The organism is Curtobacterium sp. NPDC089185, assembly GCF_040685235.1.
GTDB lineage: Bacteria > Actinomycetota > Actinomycetes > Actinomycetales > Microbacteriaceae > Curtobacterium > Curtobacterium citri.
In genome coordinates this window covers 262,909-281,056 of record NZ_JBFBHK010000002.1, presented here as the reverse complement: position 1 = coordinate 281,056, position 18,148 = coordinate 262,909, and the positions used below count along the sequence as shown (strand labels likewise).

Here is an 18,148-nt window from a genome sequence, read left to right as displayed (position 1 = left end):
CCACGACGGTCGCGATGGGAAGCGGGATCGGGCGTACCTGGTGGTCCGGAACGACCAGGTACCCCCGACCCGCCCCGGTACGCCCGGAACCACCCGGCAGCAGCGCCCAGCGCCCACCGGCACCAGCGCCCGCACGACCGCGACCGCGGACGACGGGAGGCGCGTGGCAACCCCGCCACGCGCCTCCCGTCCGTCCCGACGCGACCCGGCTGACCGCTACGCGGCCACCAGGTACTCGTCCCACTCCGACTGCGGACGCTCGATCCCGCGCACGACCCAGGACGCCCCGTGCGGTGCCTTCGGCCGGAACCGGAGGCGCCACCCCATCTCCTGCGGCGTGCGGTCGCCCTTGGTGTTGTTGCACGCCAGGCAGCAGGCGACGAGGTTCTCCCACGAGTCCTGACCGCCCCGCGACCGCGGCTGCACGTGGTCGATGGTGGTCGCGTGCCGACCGCAGTAGGCGCAGTGGTTGCCGTCACGCCGCAGGACCCCGCGGCGCGAGACGGGCACGAGCCGCGCGTGGGGGATGCGGACGTAGCGGGTGAGGATGATGACGGACGGCCGGTCGAAGCTCGTCGTCGACCCGGTGACCGGGTGGTCGGCGTCGGCGGCGACGATGGCGGCCTTCTGGTTCATGACCAGCACGAGGGCCCGTCGGTCCGAGATCACCGCGAGGGGCTCGTAACCGGCGTTGAGGACGAGAGTGCGCATGGGTTCCCTTCCGACGGTGCCTGGACGGCTTCCAGGCGCTGCGGGTGCGTCGGGCCGAGCGTCGCCGACAGGGGACCGCGGTCTGCGACCACGCCCGGAACCACGAAGAGCACCACCCGGATGGGCAGTGCTCTCGTCAGACAGGGGCGTGATGGTGCACGCAGGGGGCGGTCGACCGTATGTCCACGAGCGCGCGCCGACCCGTGGTGCGGGTCGTGCGGAACGCTGACATGAGGTCTCCCGTGTTCGGGCCGGATCGGACCGGTGCGGGACCAGGCTACGTCAGGAACCGGCCCAGCACGAGGGTGTGCGGGCCGGTTTCCGGGAGTGTTCACGGGAACGACACGAGGGCCGTCCGACGTGGTGCGCGCGCTGGCGTCAGATGCCGAAGCGGACGATGTGGTAGTCGCTCGTCCAGATCGGGCGGATCGAGACGGCACCGCCGGGCTTCGGCGCGTCCATGATCATGCCGTTGCCCATGTAGAAGCCGTCGTGCGCCTCGTTGTTGAAGATGACCACGTCGCCGGGCTGCGCCTCGGACTCGGGGATCGTGGTGCCGGCCTGGTCCTGCAGCGGCACGGAGTGCGCGAGGCTGATGCCGTACTGCGCGTACACGTACATGACGTAGCCGGAGCAGTCGAAGCCGGACGGGTCGGCGCCGCCGAAGACGTACGGGGTGCCGATGTACTGCTTCGCGGTCGCGACGACGGCCGGGAGCGAGAACGGGGTGTTCGCGGCAGTCGCCGACGTGGCGATCTCGTCGGCGCTCGGGCCGCTGTACGACGAGTACTGCTTCGCGGTCTGGGCGCGCGCTGCCTGCGTGGCGGCCGCGTCCGAGGCCTGCTTCGCCGCGGCCTGCTGCGCTGCCTTCGCGGCGGCCTGCTGCGCTGCCTCGGCGTCGAGCGTCGACTGCGCGGTGGCACCGAAGCCGTCACGCGAGGTCCCGGCGAGGGCGACGGCGTCGGAGACCGAGAACTGCTGCGCCTCGGCGGCACGGACCTGGCGCTGCGCGGTCGCGGCGTCGGTCCCGGTCTGCTGCGTCGCCGCGAAGGCCGGGGCGACGGCGACGGTGCCGAACATGCCGGCTGCCACGGTGAGCACCACCGGGGCGAGGAAGCGACGCTTGCGGGCCGCGCTGCTCGCCTTGGCGGTCTCGGCGGCGCGGGCGGCCTGCGCGGCACGGCGTCCGCCGGGCAGCGGGGCGTCGCGGACCGGGGTGACGCGGCGGACCGGCGTCGAGGCCTCGCGGGCTGCTCGTCGGGTGAGCGGCGCGGCGGTGGCGTCCGCGGTGGTCGTGCGGGCTGCGGCCGTCGGGAGGGCGGGCGTCGGGGCGTCCGCGGCGGAACCGGTCTGCGTCAAGGGCGGTGTCTCCGGCGTCTCGTCCCCCGTCTCCGCCTGGGTGGGGCGGAGGGGTGGACCCCATCCGTTCGTCATCGTCTCCGATCCAGGCAGGAGACGGGTCGAGACGTCCTGCCACGGGTCCTGGGCCTCTGTGGGCGGCCCGGGGACTCGACGAGTGTACGTGGGGGCCGTTACCTTGTCGAGACGAAACGACCGTTCGGTAACGGAACGATCACGAAGCCCTGGTCAGGAGCGGGACCCGGGCGCCAGCATGAGCCCATTCTCAGGCTCGGGTGGCTCCGGCTCGCCTCAGGAGCGCTCGATGTAGACGTGCTGGGCGACCTCGGTCGGCAGCTCGATGCCGGCGTCCTCGCCCTCGACCCGGACAGCCACGTACGCCCCGGCACGCTGCACGCTCGCGACGCGACCGGGCATGACGCCCGCGATGCGCAGCTGGTGCAGCAGCTCGGGTTCGAACTGCACGGGCTCCCCGAGACGCCGCACGACACCGGTCGCCACCGCGTCGGTGCCGTCCGTCGCCGCGACGATGTTCTGCACGCCGTCGAGGAAGTGTCCGGCGGTGGGACCGCCGATCTCGGCGAGCCCGGGGATCGGGTTGCCGTAGGGGGACTCCGTCGGGTTGCCGAGCATCTCGAGCAGGCGGACCTCGACCTGCTCGCTCATCACGTGCTCCCACCGGCAGGCCTCGTCGTGCACGAACGCCCAGTCGAGCCCGATGACGTCGGCGAGCAGGCGTTCGGCGAGCCGGTGCTTCCGCATCACGTGGGTCGCGCGGGAGCGTCCCTCGCCGGTGAGCTCCAGGTGCCGGTCGCCGGAGACGACGACCAGGCCGTCGCGCTCCATGCGGGCGATGGTCTGCGAGACCGTCGGACCGGAGTGCCCCAGCCGCTCGGAGATGCGCGCGCGCAGCGGGACGATCCCCTCTTCCTCGAGGTCGAGGATCGTCCGCAGGTACATCTCCGTGGTGTCGACGAGATCGGTCACGCGTGTCGCCTCTCATGTCCGGGACCAGCCCGGTCCACCCTACTTGAGCGGGACGACGAGGCGGCACCGCCGGCACGCTGGACGGACGGGAGGCACGGCACACCTCCGCCCCGTCCGGCCGGTCCAGGGACGGGAGCGCTGGGATACCACTGGCTAGGATCGGCGCATGGCAGACATCGTCATCCCCGCTGAACTCCTCCCCACCGACGGACGCTTCGGCTGCGGCCCGTCCAAGATCCGTGGCGCACAGCTCGAGTCCCTCGTGACCCGCGGGGCGACGATCCTCGGCACGTCCCACCGCCAGAAGCCCGTCAAGGACCTGGTCGGCAGCGTCCGTCGTGGCCTGGCCGACCTCTTCCAGCTGCCGGACGGCTACGAGGTCGTCCTCGGCAACGGCGGCTCGACCGCGTTCTGGGACGCCGCCGCCTTCGGGCTCGTCGAGCGCCGTGCCGAGAACCTGTCCTTCGGCGAGTTCGGCTCCAAGTTCGCCAAGGCCGTGCAGACCCCGTGGCTCGAGGCGCCGCACGTCGTCGAGGCACCCGGCGGCTCCCTCGCCGCACTCGAACCGGTCGAGGGCGTCGACGTCTACGCGTACCCGCACAACGAGACCTCGACCGGCGTCATGGCCCCGGTCGTCCGGGCCGAGGGCGACGCGGGCGCACTGACCGTCGTCGACGCCACGAGCGCCGCCGGCGGTGCGACGTTCGACGTCTCCGCGACGGACGTCTACTACTTCGCGCCGCAGAAGAACTTCGCATCGGACGGTGGCCTCTGGCTCGCGCTGTTCTCCCCCGCTGCGCTCGAGCGCGTGGAGCGGATCGCCGCGAGCGACCGGTACGTGCCGGAGTTCCTGTCGCTCAAGAACGCCGTCGACAACTCCCGGCTCGACCAGACCCTCAACACCCCCGCGCTCGCGACCCTGCTGCTGCTCGACGACCAGATCGGCTGGATCAACGAGTCCGGTGGCCTGGCGTGGGCGGACACCCGGACGCGGACGTCGTCCTCGACGCTGTACGACTGGGCCGAGGCCTCCGACTACGCTACGCCGTTCGTAGCGGACCCCGCAGCCCGGTCGCAGGTCGTCGCGACCATCGACCTCGACGACTCGATCGACGCCAAGGCCGTGGCCGCGACGCTCCGCGCGAACGGGATCGTCGACACCGAGCCGTACCGGAAGCTCGGCCGCAACCAGCTCCGCGTCGCGACCTTCACGGCGATCGACCCGGACGACGTCGCGAAGCTCGTCCGGGCGATCGACCACGTCGTCGACGCGCTGCGCGGCTGACGCACCAGCACGACGGACGGGAGGCGCGGTGCCGGCTGGCACCGCGCCTCCCGTCCGTCGTCCGTCAGGTCCGACCGGGTGACCCGCGGTCAGGCGCCGTGGCGCTCCGGGTCCGTCTCCCCCGGGTCGAGCCGGTCGACCTCGAGGTCCTCGTCGGGGTCGGTCGGACGGACGCGGGACGCCCGGCGACGGGCGCCGCGGGAGCGCGTCGGGACGGTCTCCTCGTCAATGGCGTCGCCCTCGTCCTGCTCGGCGTCGTCCTGCTCGGCGGCAGCGTCCACGTCGACCCCGTCGAGCTCGTCGTCGTCCGACTCCCCGAGGTCGTCCTCGTCGTCGTCGAACTCGTCGTCGTCGGCGTCGTCGTCGTCGTCCGAGGCGTCGTCGTCCGCCTCGTCGTCGTCCGGGTCCTCGTAGTCGGCTTCCTCGTCGGCGTCCTCGTCGAGGTCGTCGTCGTCGCCCTCGTCGTCGCCCTCGTCGTCGCCCTCGTCGTCCGACTCGTCGTCGTCGCCCTCGTCGTCCTGTCCGGCGCGGTACTCCGCCATCCGGTCGGCCCACGGCACCCACTCCGGCGCGACGAGCGACCCGTCGCCCGGCATGAGCTCGACCTCGAGCACGGTGGGCTCGTCGCCCTCGACCTGCGCGACCGAGACCGTCCAGCGCCAGCCGGGGTACCCGGGCATGCGGTTCGCGAACAGGACGGAGACGACCCCGTCGCCCTCGTCGACCGTGCCGACCTGCTGACCGACCGTCGACTCGGGCGTGACCTCGAGCAGCGCCGTGCGCGCGAGCTCCGTGACGTCCTCCATCAGGCGTCCAGCTGGTCTGCGACGTGGCGCAGGATCGCGGCGAGACGCTCGCCGTTCTTCGGGTAGTGACCGCGGCGGAGGTCCCCGCTGATCCGGTCGAGCTCCTTCACGAGGTCCTCGACGATCACCGCCATGTCGTCCGCCGAGCGCCGGGAGCGCTTCGACAGCGACGGCTGGGTCTCGAGCAGCCGCACGGTGAGCGCCTGCGAGCCCTTCTTGCCCTGCACGACGCCGTACTCCAGGCGCGTGCCGGCCTTGACCGAGGTGGTTCCGTCCGGCAGCGAGGACGCGTGCAGGAACACGGGTTCGCCGTCGTCGCCGGTGATGAACCCGAAGCCCTTCTGCTCGTCGTAGAACTTGACCTTGCCGGTGGGCATGCGTGGTCTCCTCGTGGTCGTGGAACGGCCGTGGTGCGTCGGATATCCTGGGCCGATGGCCAAGCCGACCCGATCCACCGGGACCCCCCGCGAAGCAGCGGAGCCCTCGATGACGTTCAATCGTACCGAACGCGTCCTCGGGTTCATGATCGGTGGGATCTTCGTCGCCGGCATCCTCTGCATCATCGCCATGGTCGTGATGTGGTTGACGGTGCCGAGCGCCAACGGCTCGATGCCCTGGCCGGTCATCATGGCGATCCCGCTGATCGGTCTACCCATCGGGATGGTGCTCGTGATCGTCCTGCTCGGCATCACGTGGTCGAAGCGCGCCCGCGAGAACCGGTCGGCACGCTGATCCCCCGCGCCGACCGTCGGGGCGGACGATGACGACCACCGCCGACCTGGCCGCCCGGCTCCGGGCGATGCCCGACGACGAGCTCGAGCGGCTCGTCGTCGCCCGACGGCTGCCCGCGGCCGTCCTCGCCGACTCCGGGCCCCAGCACGCGTCCGACTTCTTCGACCTGGCCGAGGCGCTCCGCACCGACGACGCGGTGGACGCCGCGCTCGAGCACCTGCCGCGCGCCACGCTCCTCGCGCTCCGGGACGGCGCCGCGGACCCCGACGCACTGGCACCCGCGGTCGCACTCGGCCTGGCGGACGACGCGGGCGCCGTCGACGACGCGGTCGCCGCCCGCCTGGCCGCCTCCCCCGAGGTCACGGCGCTGCGGACGGGAGGCACGGAGGAGCCCCGTCCCGCGGCCTCCGCTCCGGAGACGGCCGACACAGACACAGCCACAGCCACCGACCCGGCCCGCGCCCGTGCCACCGGCGCGGAGCGCGCCTTCGCGACGATGACGGTGCTCGCCGAGCTGCTGCGCGCGGTCGACGCGGGCGAGGTCCGCGAACTGGTCAAGGGCGGCATCGGCACACCGCTCGCCCGGACGCTCGGCGAGCGCGTCGGCGCCGAGCCCGAGGTGGTGCCGGACCGCCTGGCCCTGCTCGGTCGGACGGGGCTCGCGGACGCCGGCGAGGGCCGGTGGAGCGTCACGGACGACGGTCGCTCCTGGCTCGGCGCCGCCTGGCCGGAGCGCTGGGTCGACCTCGCGACGCGGTGGTGGCGGTCGCTCGACCCCGCCGTCCACGACGTGCTCGCAGCCGCGGACGACGACCTCCGCGACCTGGTGTCCGTCGGGCGCTGGGCGTTCCCGGCCGGGGCGCGCTGGCTCGACGCGGTCCTGCTCGACGTCGGCGGCACGGCCGAGGTCCTCGGCACCGCCGTCGACGGCCGGGTGACCCCGACCGGCCGTGCGGTGCTCGACGGCGACGTCGCGGCGGCCACGGCGGACCTGCCGCCGACCGTCGAGGGCGTGTACCTGCAGCACGACCTGACCGTCATCGCTCCCGGCCCGCTCTCCCCCGCGGACGACGAGGCGCTCCGGAGCGTCGCCGACCTCGAGGCGCCCGGCCTCGCCGCGCGGTACCGCGTCTCGGAGGACTCCGTCCGCCGGGCCCTCCGCGCGGGTGCGACCCGCGACGACCTGCTCGCGCTGCTCGACCGCCTGTCCGCGACCGACGTGCCCCAACCGCTGCGGTACGTCGTCGACCAGGTCGCGGCGCGCGACGGGGGCATCGTCGTCGATGTGGACCCGACCGGTACCGGGACACGGGTGGTCGGGACGCCCGACCAGCTCGACCTGGTCGGGGTCGACGCCGAGCTGCGGCAGCTGGGCTGGGACCGCCTCGACCTGACGACCCTGGCGACCGCCCACCCGCCGCACGTGGTGCACGCGGCGCTCGAGGAGCAGCGCTACCCGGCCGTGCTGACGGCCGCGGCCCGACCCGTGACGCAGGACGCGCCTCCCGTCCGTCGCCGTGCCGCCGGGCGGACGCCGGAGCAGGCCGCCCGCGCGCTCGTGGAGCGGCTGCGGCTGACGACCGAGCGCGGCGAGGCGGAGCCGGAGCAGGAGTGGCTCGGTCGGCAGATCGACCTGGCGGTGCGCGGCAAGACGCCGATCCGGCTCACGGTGCGGATGCCGGACGGCTCCGAGCGGCCGTTCTCCATCGTGCCGACGTCCGTCGCGGCCGGCCGCGTGCGGGGCCGCGACACCGCGGTGGACGTCGAGCGCACGCTGCCGCTGTCGCTCGTCGTGGCGGTCGACAGCGAGGCGTGAGGCCCCGGGCCGTCCTGCACACCCGTGCCGGAGGGGCCGGTTCTCCACCACAGCGCGCTGACGGCGACTGCTCGCAGGCGCGCCGCCTAGGCTGATCCGTCATGAACGGACCGCTGATCGTGCAGAGTGACCGCACCGTGCTCCTCGAGGTCGCCCACCCCGACGCCGAGGACGCCCGGCACGAACTCGCGGCCTTCGCCGAGCTCGAACGCGCGCCCGAGCACGTGCACACGTACCGCATCACGCGGCTCGGTCTGTGGAACGCCCGCGCGGCCGGACACGACGCCGACTCGATGACCGGCACGCTCGAGCGGTTCGCCAAGTTCCCGGTCCCGCAGAGCGTCACGGTCGACATCCGCGACACGGTCTCGCGGTACGGACGACTCGTCATCCGGCGCGAGGAGCGCGAGGACGCCCCGGCGATCGCGAACTCCCCGACCGAGGAGCTCGAGCGCCAGCCGGTCCTGCTGCTCACGGCGGAGGACCCGGCGGTGCTCGCCGAGGTGACCCGGTCGAAGCGCATCAAGCCCCTGCTCGGCGACCAGCGGTCCCCGAACGAGGTCGCGCTGCAGCCGTGGGCCCGCGGTCAGGTCAAGCAGGAGCTGGTGAAGCTCGGCTGGCCGGCGGAGGACCTGGCGGGCTACACGCCGGGGCAGCCGCACCCGATCGACCTCGACACCGAGTCGTGGCACATGCGTCCGTACCAGGAGCAGGCCGTCGACACGTTCTTCGCGCAGGGGTCCGGCGTCGTCGTGCTGCCCTGTGGTGCGGGCAAGACGCTGGTCGGCGCCGGGGCGATGGCGACCGTGAAGGCGACGACGCTCATCCTCGTCACGAACACCGTCTCCGCGCGCCAGTGGCGCGACGAGCTGCTCCGCCGCACCACGCTCACGCCCGAGGACATCGGCGAGTACTCCGGCACCTCGAAGGAGATCCGACCGGTCACCATCGCGACCTACCAGATCCTCACCGCCCGTCGGAAGGGCGAGTACACGCACCTGTCGCTGCTCGACGCGCTCGACTGGGGGCTCATCGTCTACGACGAGGTCCACCTCCTGCCCGCACCGGTGTTCAAGCTGACCGCCGACCTGCAGGCACGTCGCCGGCTCGGGCTCACGGCGACGCTCGTGCGCGAGGACGGTCGCGAGAGCGACGTCTTCTCGCTCATCGGGCCGAAGCGCTACGACGCCCCGTGGAAGGAGATCGAGGCCCAGGGGTACATCTCCCCCGCTGCCTGCTACGAGGTCCGCATCGACCTGCCGCACGAGGACCGCCTGGAGTACGCGGCGTCCGGCGACGACGAGCGCTACCGCCTCGCCGCGACCTCACCGGCGAAGACCCCGGTCGTGCGCGAGCTCATCGGCAAGCACCACGGCGAGCAGATCCTCGTCATCGGGCAGTACATCGACCAGCTCGACGAGCTCGCTGCGTCGCTCGACGCCGCGGAGATCACGGGGTCGACCCCCGTCGACGAACGCGAGCGGCTGTTCCAGGCGTTCCGCGAGGGGTCCATCGACGTCCTGGTGGTGTCGAAGGTCGCGAACTTCTCGGTCGACCTGCCGGACGCCACGGTGGCGATCCAGGTGTCCGGCTCGTTCGGCTCACGGCAGGAGGAGGCCCAGCGGCTCGGCCGGCTGCTCCGGCCGAACAAGGACGGCCTGCCGGCGTCGTTCTACACCCTCGTGGCACGGGACACGGTGGACCAGGACTTCGCGCAGAACCGGCAGCGGTTCCTCGCCGAGCAGGGGTACGCCTACACGATCCTCGACGCCGACCAGGTCCTGGCTGCCGCGTAGCCACCACACGTCCCGCTCCCAGGAAACCTCTAGGGAACGGTCAGAGGATGGGTCCATGACCGATGGCCCCAAGATCCTGATCGTCGACGACGAACCGAACATCCGCGACCTCCTCACGACCTCGTTGCGCTTCGCCGGGTTCGCCGTCCGCGCGGTCGGCAACGGTGCCCAGGCGATCTCCGCCGTGCTCGAGGAGGAGCCCGACCTGATCATCCTCGACGTCATGCTCCCCGACATGAACGGCTTCGGCGTCACCAAGCGCCTCCGGTCGTCGGGCTACACCTCGCCGATCCTGTTCCTCACCGCGAAGGACGACACCGAGGACAAGATCACCGGGCTCACGGTCGGCGGTGACGACTACGTCACGAAGCCGTTCTCCCTCGACGAGATCGTCGCGCGCATCAAGGCCATCCTGCGTCGCACGATGAACGACGAAGAGGACGCCATCATCCGCGCGGGCGAGCTCACGATGGACCAGGACACGCACGAGGTCACCATCGGCGACGCGCAGATCGAGCTGTCCCCGACGGAGTTCAAGCTCCTCCGCTACCTCATGCTCAACCCGAACCGGGTGCTGTCGAAGGCGCAGATCCTCGACCACGTGTGGGAGTACGACTTCAACGGCGACGCGGGCATCGTCGAGTCCTACATCTCGTACCTGCGGCGCAAGCTCGACCAGTACTCGACCGAACCGATCATCCAGACGAAGCGCGGGTTCGGCTACATGCTGAAGGCCACCAAGGCGTCCTGACGTCGGGCACACGGCGACCGTCCGGTTTCACCGGGCGGTCGCCGCTTATCGTTGGGGCAGCATGCACACGCGAATGAGCCGCTGGTGGGACGGGATATCCCTGCGCACGAAGATCACCGGGATCACGGTGCTCCTCGTCGCGCTCGGACTCCTCGTCGCGGGGCTCGGCACCATGACGGTGCTGTCGACGTACCTCATGCAGCAGCTCGACAACACGGTCAAGCAGACGACCGAGCAGCTCGAGGGCCAGAACATCAGCGACGGCCAGCAGTACTGCACGCTCTCGGTCGTGCTGTCGCAGAGTGCCTACGTCGCCGCGTACGACGCCCGCGGCGACCAGATCTGCCAGACGCGCGCGGCCAGCCGGCCCGACATCCGCAGCCTCGACTTCCCCGCCGCAGCGCAGTCGTCGCAGCGGTTCTCGCTGTACGACAGCCAGCACAACCACGAGTGGCGGGCCCAGGTCATCCCCGCGTCGCTGCAGAACCAGTCGAGCGGGACCTCGGAGACGGGCTTCGTGCTCGTCGCGGTGTCGAGCGCGGACACCGACCAGACCATCGCCCGGTTCACGGTGATCTTCCTGGGCTTCGGCATCTCGGTCATCCTGCTCGGCGCGATGCTCACGCGGTTGCTCGTGACGGCGACCTTCGACCCGCTACGCGACGTCGAGGACACCGCGGCACGCTTCGCCGCGGGCGACTTCAACCAGCGCCTCGAGGCGGACACCCCGAACACCGAGGTCGGCCGCCTGAACCGCTCGCTGAACGCGATGCTCGAGCGCATCGACTCGGCGTTCGAGGACCGCGAGCGCACCATCGCACAGATGCGCCGCTTCGTCGGGGACGCCTCGCACGAGCTCCGGACGCCACTGGTGTCCCTCCGCGGGTACGCCGAGCTGTACCGCATGGGTGCCCTGCGCAAGGACGAGGACGTCGCCCAGGCGATGGACCGCATCGAGAAGGAGGCCCAGCGCATGGGCCTGCTCGTGCAGGACCTGCTCCAGCTCGCCCGGATCGACGAGTCCAAGCCGCTCGAACTCGGGCCGGTCGACCTCGTCGCGATCGCGCGCGACTCGGCGCTCGACACCATGGCCTCCAACCCGGACCGCGAGATCCAGGTGCTCGTCGAGGACTCGGTGACGGGCGTGAGCGTGCCGCAGGCCGTGCGGCCGGTCAGCACCGAGGGCTCGGACACCGGCGAGGCCCCGGTGTCGCCGCCCTCCGCCAACACCACCGGTCCGATCGCGTTCTCGCGGCAGACCATCGCGCGCCTGCGTGCCCGTCGGACCCGGGCCATGGGCCTCGACGGACTCGAGCCGTCCGACGAGACCTCGCCCCTGCCGACGGTCGTGCTGCCCGCCCGTCCGCCGATCGTCCTCGCCGAGGAGAACAAGATCCGGCAGATCGTGACGAACCTCATGGGCAACGCGATGCGGTTCACCGAGCACGACGACCCGATCGAGATCGGCATCGGCGTCGACGACGAGCGCGGCATGGCCCACCTCGACGTCATCGACCACGGCGAGGGCATCCCGCCGCAGCTGCGCGAGAAGATCTTCCAGCGCTTCTGGCGGGCCGACACCTCCCGCGCCCGCGACACCGGCGGCTCCGGCCTCGGCCTGGCGATCGTCTCCGGCATCGTGCACGCGCACCGCGGCTCCGTCGAGGTCTTCGACACCGAGGGCGGCGGCGCCACCTTCCGCGTCTGGCTCCCCCTGCTCCCCCGCGACTACACCCCCACCCCCGCGTCCCCGGCGCCCGGCGTCTGACGCCGCCGGCGGCCCCGGCCCGCCGCCCTGCCCCGCCCACCCGCTGCGCCCGCCCGTCCCGGGGGCGGCCGCCGCCGAGGTTGCGCAATTCTGCGCTCTCGGCGCGCACGACCGCGTTCTGTGCGACCGCGGTGCCACTCACACGGCGTGTCGTGGAACCTCGCCGGCAGAGACCGTGCGCGCCAGCCCTCACCGACCGCTGCGGTCCTCGAGTCGCCGCTGCACGAAGGCCTGCCGGAGCCGCTCCAACAGCACGGCTGGGCGGGAAGCGTCCGCCGCCGTGGCGTGGATGAGGATCCACCCGTTCACGGAGAAGCCGTTCGACCGACGTCGGTCGTGCTGGAACGTCGGGCGGTCACGATGGTGGTCGCCGTCGTACTCCAGCCCGATCCGCAGCCTCGGCCACGCGAGGTCGACCCGCCCCAGGAACGTGCCGGAATCGTCGGACACGTCGACGTTCACCTCCGGTTCCGGGAAGCCCGCGTCGACGACCGTGAGTCGGAAGCGGGTCTCCATCGGGGACTCGACTCCGCTCCTCACCCGGTCCAGCGCGATGCGAGCGGCGTGGGCCGAGCGCGCGCCGGCGACGATCGCGCGACGCAGGTCGTCGGCGGTGGCCGGGCCGTCCGGGCCGACGAGCGCATCTCCGACGACGACGAGCTCCTCGTGCGTCAGGAGCGACGCGCACTCGAACCACGCGCGGCCTGGTGCGCTCACCCGAACGCCTCGGACGGTGGCGACTGCGACGTCTCCTCGAGCGCGGTGACCGATGACCTGCGGACGACGCATGACCGGCGCCGTGCCGATCGATGACACGTGCACCGGTCCTCCGTCGAACCGTGGGGGTAGCGGAACTCCCCAGAGTCGGGCTGCACTGACGTGGCTGACGAACTGGTCCGACCGGAGCACCGTCGCCACCGCCTCGACCAACTCGAGTGGCAGTTGCGCAGGAGCGCGGACACCGTGCAGGGGTGCCCGCAGGTCCTTCCTGGTGAGTCGAGTCCGCGTCGCGCCCTCGGCCAGTGCATCACGCACCCGGAACGGTCCGGCACCCGTTTCCAGCTCGGTCCGACTCCCCATGGACCGAGCATCGTGCACGTTTCGCCGGTGGTGACCGCCTACCCGGGTGCCTGTGGAGAACGACGTGCGCCGTGCCTCCCGGCCGACACCCGCAACGGGAGTCCACCGAGGTTCCACGACTTGCCGTGTGAGGCGCGCCGAGGTCCCACGCCTGCGGCGAGCAGCCCGCGAGATGTCGTAATTCTGGAACCTCGCGACTCACGTGCCCGCGCCCGCTCGGCCCGCTCGGCCGCCCCGCCCCGCCCCGCCCCCGCCCCCGCCCCGGCACGCGGAAGGGCCCCGCACGCGCAGCGTGCGGGGCCCTTCCGTCAGGACTGCCTAGAAGTCCATGCCACCCGTGGGGTCGCCGGCCGGCATGGCCGGGTTCTTCTCCGGCTTGTCGGCGACGACGGCCTCGGTGGTCAGGAACAGACCGGCGATCGACGCAGCGTTCTGCAGCGCCGAGCGCGTGACCTTGGCCGGGTCGATGATGCCCGCGGCGACGAGGTCGACGTACTCACCGGTCGCGGCGTTGAGGCCGTGACCCGACTCGAGCTCGCGGACCTTGGCGGCGACGACACCCGGCTCGAGACCGGCGTTCAGCGCGATCTGCTTGAGCGGCGCGTCGATGGCGACGCGGACGATGTTCGCACCGGTCGCCTCGTCACCCTGCAGGTCGAGCGAGTCGAGCGCGACGGACGCCTGGATGAGGGCGACGCCACCACCGGCGACGATGCCCTCCTCGACGGCGGCCTTCGCGTTGCGGACGGCGTCCTCGATGCGGTGCTTGCGCTCCTTGAGCTCGACCTCGGTCGCGGCACCCGCCTTGATGACGGCCACGCCACCGGCGAGCTTCGCGAGGCGCTCCTGGAGCTTCTCGCGGTCGTAGTCGGAGTCGGTCGCCTCGATCTCGGAGCGGATCTGACGGACGCGGCCCGCGATCTGCTCGTCGTCGCCGGCACCCTCGATGATCGTGGTCTCGTCCTTGGTGATGATCACCTTGCGGGCCTTGCCCAGCAGGTCGAGGGTCGCGTTCTCGAGCTTGAGGCCGACCTCCTCGGAGATGACCTGGCCACCGGTCAGGATCGCGATGTCCTGCAGCATGGCCTTGCGGCGGTCACCGAAGCCCGGAGCCTTGACGGCGACGGACTTGAAGATGCCACGGATCTTGTTCACGACGAGGGTCGCGAGGGCTTCGCCGTCGACGTCCTCGGCGATGATGAGGAGCTGCTTGCCCGCCTGGATCACCTTGTCGACGACCGGGAGCAGATCCTTGATGTTGGAGATCTTCGAGTTGACGATGAGGATGTACGGGTCCTCGAAGACCGCCTCCTGGCGCTCCGGGTCCGTGACGAAGTACTGCGACAGGTAGCCCTTGTCGAAGCGCATGCCCTCGGTCAGCTCGAGCTCGGTGCCGAAGGTGTTCGACTCCTCGACGGTGACGACGCCCTCCTTGCCGACCTTGTCGATCGCCTCGGCGATGAGCTCGCCGATGGTGGGGTCGGCGGCCGAGATCGACGCGGTCGCGGCGATCTGGTCCTTGGTCTCGATGTCCTTCGCGTTGGCGAGGAGCTGGTCGGAGACGGCGGCGACGGCCTTCTCGATGCCGCGCTTGAGCGACACGGGGTCGGCACCGGCGGCGACGTTGCGGAGGCCCTCGCGGACGAGCGCCTGGGCGAGCACGGTCGCGGTGGTCGTCCCGTCACCGGCGACGTCGTCGGTCTTCTTGGCGACCTCCTTGACGAGCTCCGCGCCGATCTTCTCGTACGGGTCGTCGAGCTCGATCTCCTTGGCGATGGAGACACCGTCGTTCGTGATCGTGGGGGCGCCCCACTTCTTCTCGAGGACGACGTTGCGGCCGCGCGGGCCGAGCGTCACCTTCACGGCGTCAGCCAGGATGTTCAGGCCGCGCTCGAGGCCACGACGGGCCTCCTCGTCGAAAGCAATGATCTTAGCCATGTGAGTTTCTCGTCCCTCCCGGACGTCGTGCATGGGGGTCTTGCTGGCACTCAGCGTGAGCGAGTGCCAACGCCGATTCTGGCACTCGCCGGTTGCGAGTGCAACACAGCCGGGAGGCACGGGTCGACTTCCCAGGACACACCCCGCCCGGCGGGGACCACCGCGGCCACGCGGACGGCGCGGCCCCCCGGACACGACGAACGCGCCGCCCCCGAGGGGACGGCGCGTTCGCAGTGGTTCCGGACCTCAGGCGGGTCGGACGGACTCGGCCTGCGGCCCCTTCGAGCCGGTACCGACGTCGAACGTGACCGCCTGCCCCTCCTCGAGGACCTTGTAGCCCGACATGTCGATCGCCGAGTAGTGCACGAACACGTCCTGGCCCCCTCCATCGACGGTGATGAAGCCGAAGCCCTTCTCGGCGTTGAACCACTTCACGGTTCCGTTGGCCATGATCTCTTGCTCCCTGGTGCTGCTGGTGCGAACGACGCAGTCGCCGTCTGGCGACGACTCTGCTGGAACGCACGCGGGAGGGCAAGAGGTGTGATGTTGTTTCACGACGATGCCGTCAGAAATCAACGTGTCGGAAACACGCCCGACACACGGGCGGTCGCCGATCGGGATCAGCCGCGGTAGTCCGCCCCGAGCACGACGCTGACGTCGGCGTTCGGGAAGGCGGCGGACTGCTGCACGGCCGTGATGCCGAGCGCGTTCGCGATGCCCTGCGCGACCGCCTGCTGGTCGGCCTGCCGGTAGTACACGACCGACCCGGTGGCCCCGGTCGTACCGGCGTCGCCGGTCGACGTCACGCGCCACCCGGCACTCGTCAGCGCCGTGCTGCCCCGGGCGGCGAGCCCGGTCGTGGTCGTGCCGTTCAGCACGACGACGCTCGTCGAGCCCTGGTCGGCGGGCGTCGCGGCGCTCGGTGCCTGCGAGGCGGAGGACGAGGACGACGCCGACGGCTCCCCGGACGGCGCGGCCGACGCGGAGGCCGAGGCGCTGGGCGTCGACGACGGCGAGGCCACCCCCGGGAACGACGTACTGCCGTTCAGGAGCGCGAGCACGAGGACCCCGACGAGCACCAGGACGCCCGTGGCGAGCGCGGCCCAGGCGAACGCGATCCACCCGCGACCACGACGACGGGCACCACGGTGCGCGCCGACCCGGGGCCCGTCGGTCGCGTCGTCGAACCGGTCTCGCGGGAATCTCTGGGTCATCGTTCCTCTTCACGGGGATCGGGCGCGGGGGCGACGAAGGCGCGTGCCGCTCGTGCGCGGGTGCGTGCGTGCCGCAGGCGCTGCAGGCGTCCGACCAGCTGCGGGTCGAGGACGAGTGCGGCGGGCAGGTCGATCACGCGGTTGAGCACCTGGTAGTAGCGAGCCGGCGACATGTCGAACTCGACCCGGATGTCGGCTTCCTTCGTGCGGTCGTGCTGCGCCCGGTCGTGCTCGAACGCGAGCACGCGCTGGTCGAGCTCGCTGAGCTCGTCGGTGGGGAGGGCGGTCACGGCACTTCCGGTCACGGTCGGGTCACGGGTCTCGCACATCGTAGGGGTGGTCCGGGGCCGGACCCTGGCACGCGGCTGGACTGTCGCGAAGCCCGGTTCAGGCGAGCGGCCGGCGGAACCAGCGGACGCGGAGGCCGAACGGGTCGCAGACGGCGAGGGCGACGCCGTCGAGCGAGACCGTCGCGAACGCGTCCGGGTCCGACGGGTCGACGTCGTCGGGCAGCGTCGCGGCCACACCGCCGAGGATGCCGGTGCGTTCGAGGGCGATCCAGTGCACCCGCCGCTCCCGCAGCCGGTCGACCACGCGCTGCCGGTCGGCGCCGGGCACGTAGACCAGCGTGCCCGTCGTCAGGACGACGGGCCGCACGCCGTCCGGCAGGGCGTCCAGTGCGCGGTCGAGGTCGCCGGGCAGCGTCCCGCGGATCCGGACGGGAGGCACGGCGAGCGTCGCGCGCGCCGCCTCGCGCATCAGGGCGGTGCGGTCCGTCGCCTCGGGCGGGACCGCCTCGACCAGCCGCGCGAACGCGTCCGGGTCGCCCGGGTCGATCGGTGCCGGGTCGAGGGCGACCCGGGCTCCGATCCGGATCGGCACCGTCGCGGGTGCCGGGACCGTGCCCCGGACCTCGACGGTGAGGTGCAGGGCAGGCTCCTCGAGCGCGGTCGCGAACCGGACGGTGGCGTCCCCGGTCCGGTGGTCGAGCGTCACCCGGTCCGGGATCGAGCACAGCCCGGCGGCCGCACCGGCGTCGACGAGGCCGAGCGGCCGCGGGTCGCCGGTCCGCGCCGCGGCCGCGGCGAGCGCCGCGAAGAGCGGGACGACGGGTCCGAGCCGCCGCGGGTCGTTCGCCTGCACCGTGGCGGTCGCGAGGGCGCTCGTGAAGGGGAGCGGAGCCTCCCGTCCGAGCGCGCACAGCGCCCCGGGGTCCGACGGGTCGGCGCCGAGCCGCCGGGCGACCGCGAACACGAGTTCGGGCTGCCGCTGCTGCTCGAGCACGGTGTCGAGCAGCGCGACCAGGCCGTCGTCGACGGACCGGGCCCACGCGGCGTACGACGGCGAGACCGCGGCGATGCGGTCCGCGTAGGCGGCGTAGCGCTGCCGGGTGCTCGTCACGGGCGGTGCATGCCGACGTGACGGATGCCGGCCTCGTCGTACGGCTCCCCGAAGCGGACGAAGCCGTGCCGCTCGTACAGCCCCGCGACGTACTCCTGCGCGTGCAGGGCGAACGGTTCGTGCCCGTGCCGGTCGAGCACCGCGGCGACCAACCGACCCGCGATCCCCTGCCCGCGGTGGTCCGGGTGCGTGGCGACCCGTCCGATCACCCACGCTGGCGGCTGGAGACCGGACGGGTGCGCCTCGTCCCGGGCGGGCCGGACGAGCCGGAGGTACCCGACCGGATCGTCGTCCGCTCCGAACCACCAGTGCTCCGTCTCGGGCTCGCGGTCACGGCCGTCGAGGTCCTCGGCGGTGACGCGCTGTTCGAGCGCGAAGACGCGGTTCCGCAACCGCACGATGCCGTACAGTTCGTCCGTCGTCAGGCGGGTCCAGCGGGCGTGGCGCACGGAATGCTCGGACATCGTGGCGAGTTTACTGAAAGGGTCGGGCACCACCATCGAG

General features: G+C 72.1%; 18 protein-coding genes. 6 read left to right on the top strand and 12 right to left on the bottom strand.

Features of this window, described 5'->3' with window-relative positions; all coding sequences use genetic code 11:
* Positions 1-216: 216 nt before the first annotated feature.
* From AB0N84_RS03280 to AB0N84_RS03270, 3 genes are all read right to left on the bottom strand, one after another.
* Complete coding sequence (locus AB0N84_RS03280) at positions 217-711, bottom strand: HNH endonuclease (protein WP_069713329.1); 495 nt, start codon at positions 709-711, stop codon at positions 217-219.
* A gap of 378 nt (positions 712-1,089) precedes the next feature.
* Positions 1,090-2,070 carry a C40 family peptidase gene (locus AB0N84_RS03275; protein WP_363543708.1) on the bottom strand — a complete coding sequence of 327 codons (981 nt, stop codon included), beginning with the start codon at positions 2,068-2,070 and terminating at the stop codon, positions 1,090-1,092.
* 291 nt (positions 2,071-2,361) lie between these two features.
* Positions 2,362-3,057: a metal-dependent transcriptional regulator gene (locus AB0N84_RS03270; protein WP_069713327.1), complete on the bottom strand. Its 696-nt coding sequence runs from the start codon at positions 3,055-3,057 to the stop codon at positions 2,362-2,364.
* 166 nt (positions 3,058-3,223) lie between these two features.
* Between AB0N84_RS03270 and serC the strand changes: the two genes are divergently transcribed.
* Positions 3,224-4,342, top strand: a complete 1,119-nt coding sequence (gene serC, locus AB0N84_RS03265) for a phosphoserine transaminase (protein WP_363543706.1) — start codon at positions 3,224-3,226, stop codon at positions 4,340-4,342.
* Positions 4,343-4,431: 89 nt separating this feature from the next.
* Here serC and AB0N84_RS03260 read toward each other — a convergent pair whose 3' ends face one another.
* Together AB0N84_RS03260 and AB0N84_RS03255 are read right to left on the bottom strand one after the other, a co-directional pair.
* Positions 4,432-5,148: a DUF3027 domain-containing protein gene (locus AB0N84_RS03260; RefSeq protein WP_363543704.1), complete on the bottom strand. Its 717-nt coding sequence runs from the start codon at positions 5,146-5,148 to the stop codon at positions 4,432-4,434.
* Positions 5,148-5,525, bottom strand: a complete 378-nt coding sequence (locus AB0N84_RS03255) for a cold shock domain-containing protein (protein WP_182046174.1) — start codon at positions 5,523-5,525, stop codon at positions 5,148-5,150. The genes AB0N84_RS03260 and AB0N84_RS03255 overlap by 1 nt, the downstream gene beginning before the upstream one ends.
* A 55-nt stretch (positions 5,526-5,580) precedes the next feature.
* Here AB0N84_RS03255 and AB0N84_RS03250 point away from each other — a divergent pair, with 55 nt between their 5' ends.
* From AB0N84_RS03250 to AB0N84_RS03230, 5 genes are all read left to right on the top strand, one after another.
* Positions 5,581-5,880 (top strand): hypothetical protein, encoded by a 300-nt coding sequence (locus AB0N84_RS03250; RefSeq protein ID WP_141719005.1) that lies wholly within the window; start codon positions 5,581-5,583, stop codon positions 5,878-5,880.
* A gap of 28 nt (positions 5,881-5,908) precedes the next feature.
* Positions 5,909-7,696, top strand: a complete 1,788-nt coding sequence (locus AB0N84_RS03245) for a helicase-associated domain-containing protein (RefSeq protein ID WP_363543701.1) — start codon at positions 5,909-5,911, stop codon at positions 7,694-7,696.
* A 101-nt stretch (positions 7,697-7,797) separates the two neighbouring features.
* Entirely contained in the window at positions 7,798-9,492 is a 1,695-nt protein-coding gene (locus AB0N84_RS03240; RefSeq protein WP_289459697.1) for a DNA repair helicase XPB, read from the top strand.
* 55 nt (positions 9,493-9,547) lie between these two features.
* Positions 9,548-10,243 (top strand): response regulator transcription factor, encoded by a 696-nt coding sequence (locus AB0N84_RS03235; protein ID WP_069713320.1) that lies wholly within the window; start codon positions 9,548-9,550, stop codon positions 10,241-10,243.
* Positions 10,244-10,304: 61 nt separating this feature from the next.
* Positions 10,305-12,011 (top strand): sensor histidine kinase, encoded by a 1,707-nt coding sequence (locus AB0N84_RS03230; protein ID WP_289459698.1) that lies wholly within the window; start codon positions 10,305-10,307, stop codon positions 12,009-12,011.
* A gap of 189 nt (positions 12,012-12,200) precedes the next feature.
* Here the strand turns inward: AB0N84_RS03230 and AB0N84_RS03225 are convergent, their stop codons facing one another.
* The 7 genes from AB0N84_RS03225 to AB0N84_RS03195 form a co-directional block, all read right to left on the bottom strand.
* Positions 12,201-12,728, bottom strand: a complete 528-nt coding sequence (locus AB0N84_RS03225; protein WP_289459700.1) for a hypothetical protein — start codon at positions 12,726-12,728, stop codon at positions 12,201-12,203.
* Positions 12,729-13,409: 681 nt separating this feature from the next.
* Entirely contained in the window at positions 13,410-15,029 is a 1,620-nt protein-coding gene (gene groL, locus AB0N84_RS03220; RefSeq protein WP_289459702.1) for a chaperonin GroEL, read from the bottom strand.
* A gap of 246 nt (positions 15,030-15,275) precedes the next feature.
* Positions 15,276-15,479 carry a cold-shock protein gene (locus AB0N84_RS03215; RefSeq protein WP_022903461.1) on the bottom strand — a complete coding sequence of 68 codons (204 nt, stop codon included), beginning with the start codon at positions 15,477-15,479 and terminating at the stop codon, positions 15,276-15,278.
* Between the two features lie 170 nt (positions 15,480-15,649).
* Positions 15,650-16,243 carry a LytR C-terminal domain-containing protein gene (locus tag AB0N84_RS03210; RefSeq protein ID WP_363543697.1) on the bottom strand — a complete coding sequence of 198 codons (594 nt, stop codon included), beginning with the start codon at positions 16,241-16,243 and terminating at the stop codon, positions 15,650-15,652.
* A complete protein-coding gene (locus AB0N84_RS03205; protein ID WP_223246633.1) occupies positions 16,240-16,533 on the bottom strand; it encodes a DUF3263 domain-containing protein in 294 nt (97 codons plus the stop codon). The genes AB0N84_RS03210 and AB0N84_RS03205 overlap by 4 nt, the downstream gene beginning before the upstream one ends.
* 97 nt (positions 16,534-16,630) lie before the next feature.
* Positions 16,631-17,644, bottom strand: coding sequence for a DUF2332 family protein (locus AB0N84_RS03200; RefSeq protein WP_363543695.1), 1,014 nt, complete (start codon positions 17,642-17,644; stop codon positions 16,631-16,633).
* Positions 17,641-18,108 (bottom strand): GNAT family N-acetyltransferase, encoded by a 468-nt coding sequence (locus AB0N84_RS03195; RefSeq protein ID WP_363543693.1) that lies wholly within the window; start codon positions 18,106-18,108, stop codon positions 17,641-17,643. Before AB0N84_RS03195 ends, AB0N84_RS03200 begins: the two co-directional genes overlap by 4 nt.
* Positions 18,109-18,148: the final 40 nt, after the last annotated feature.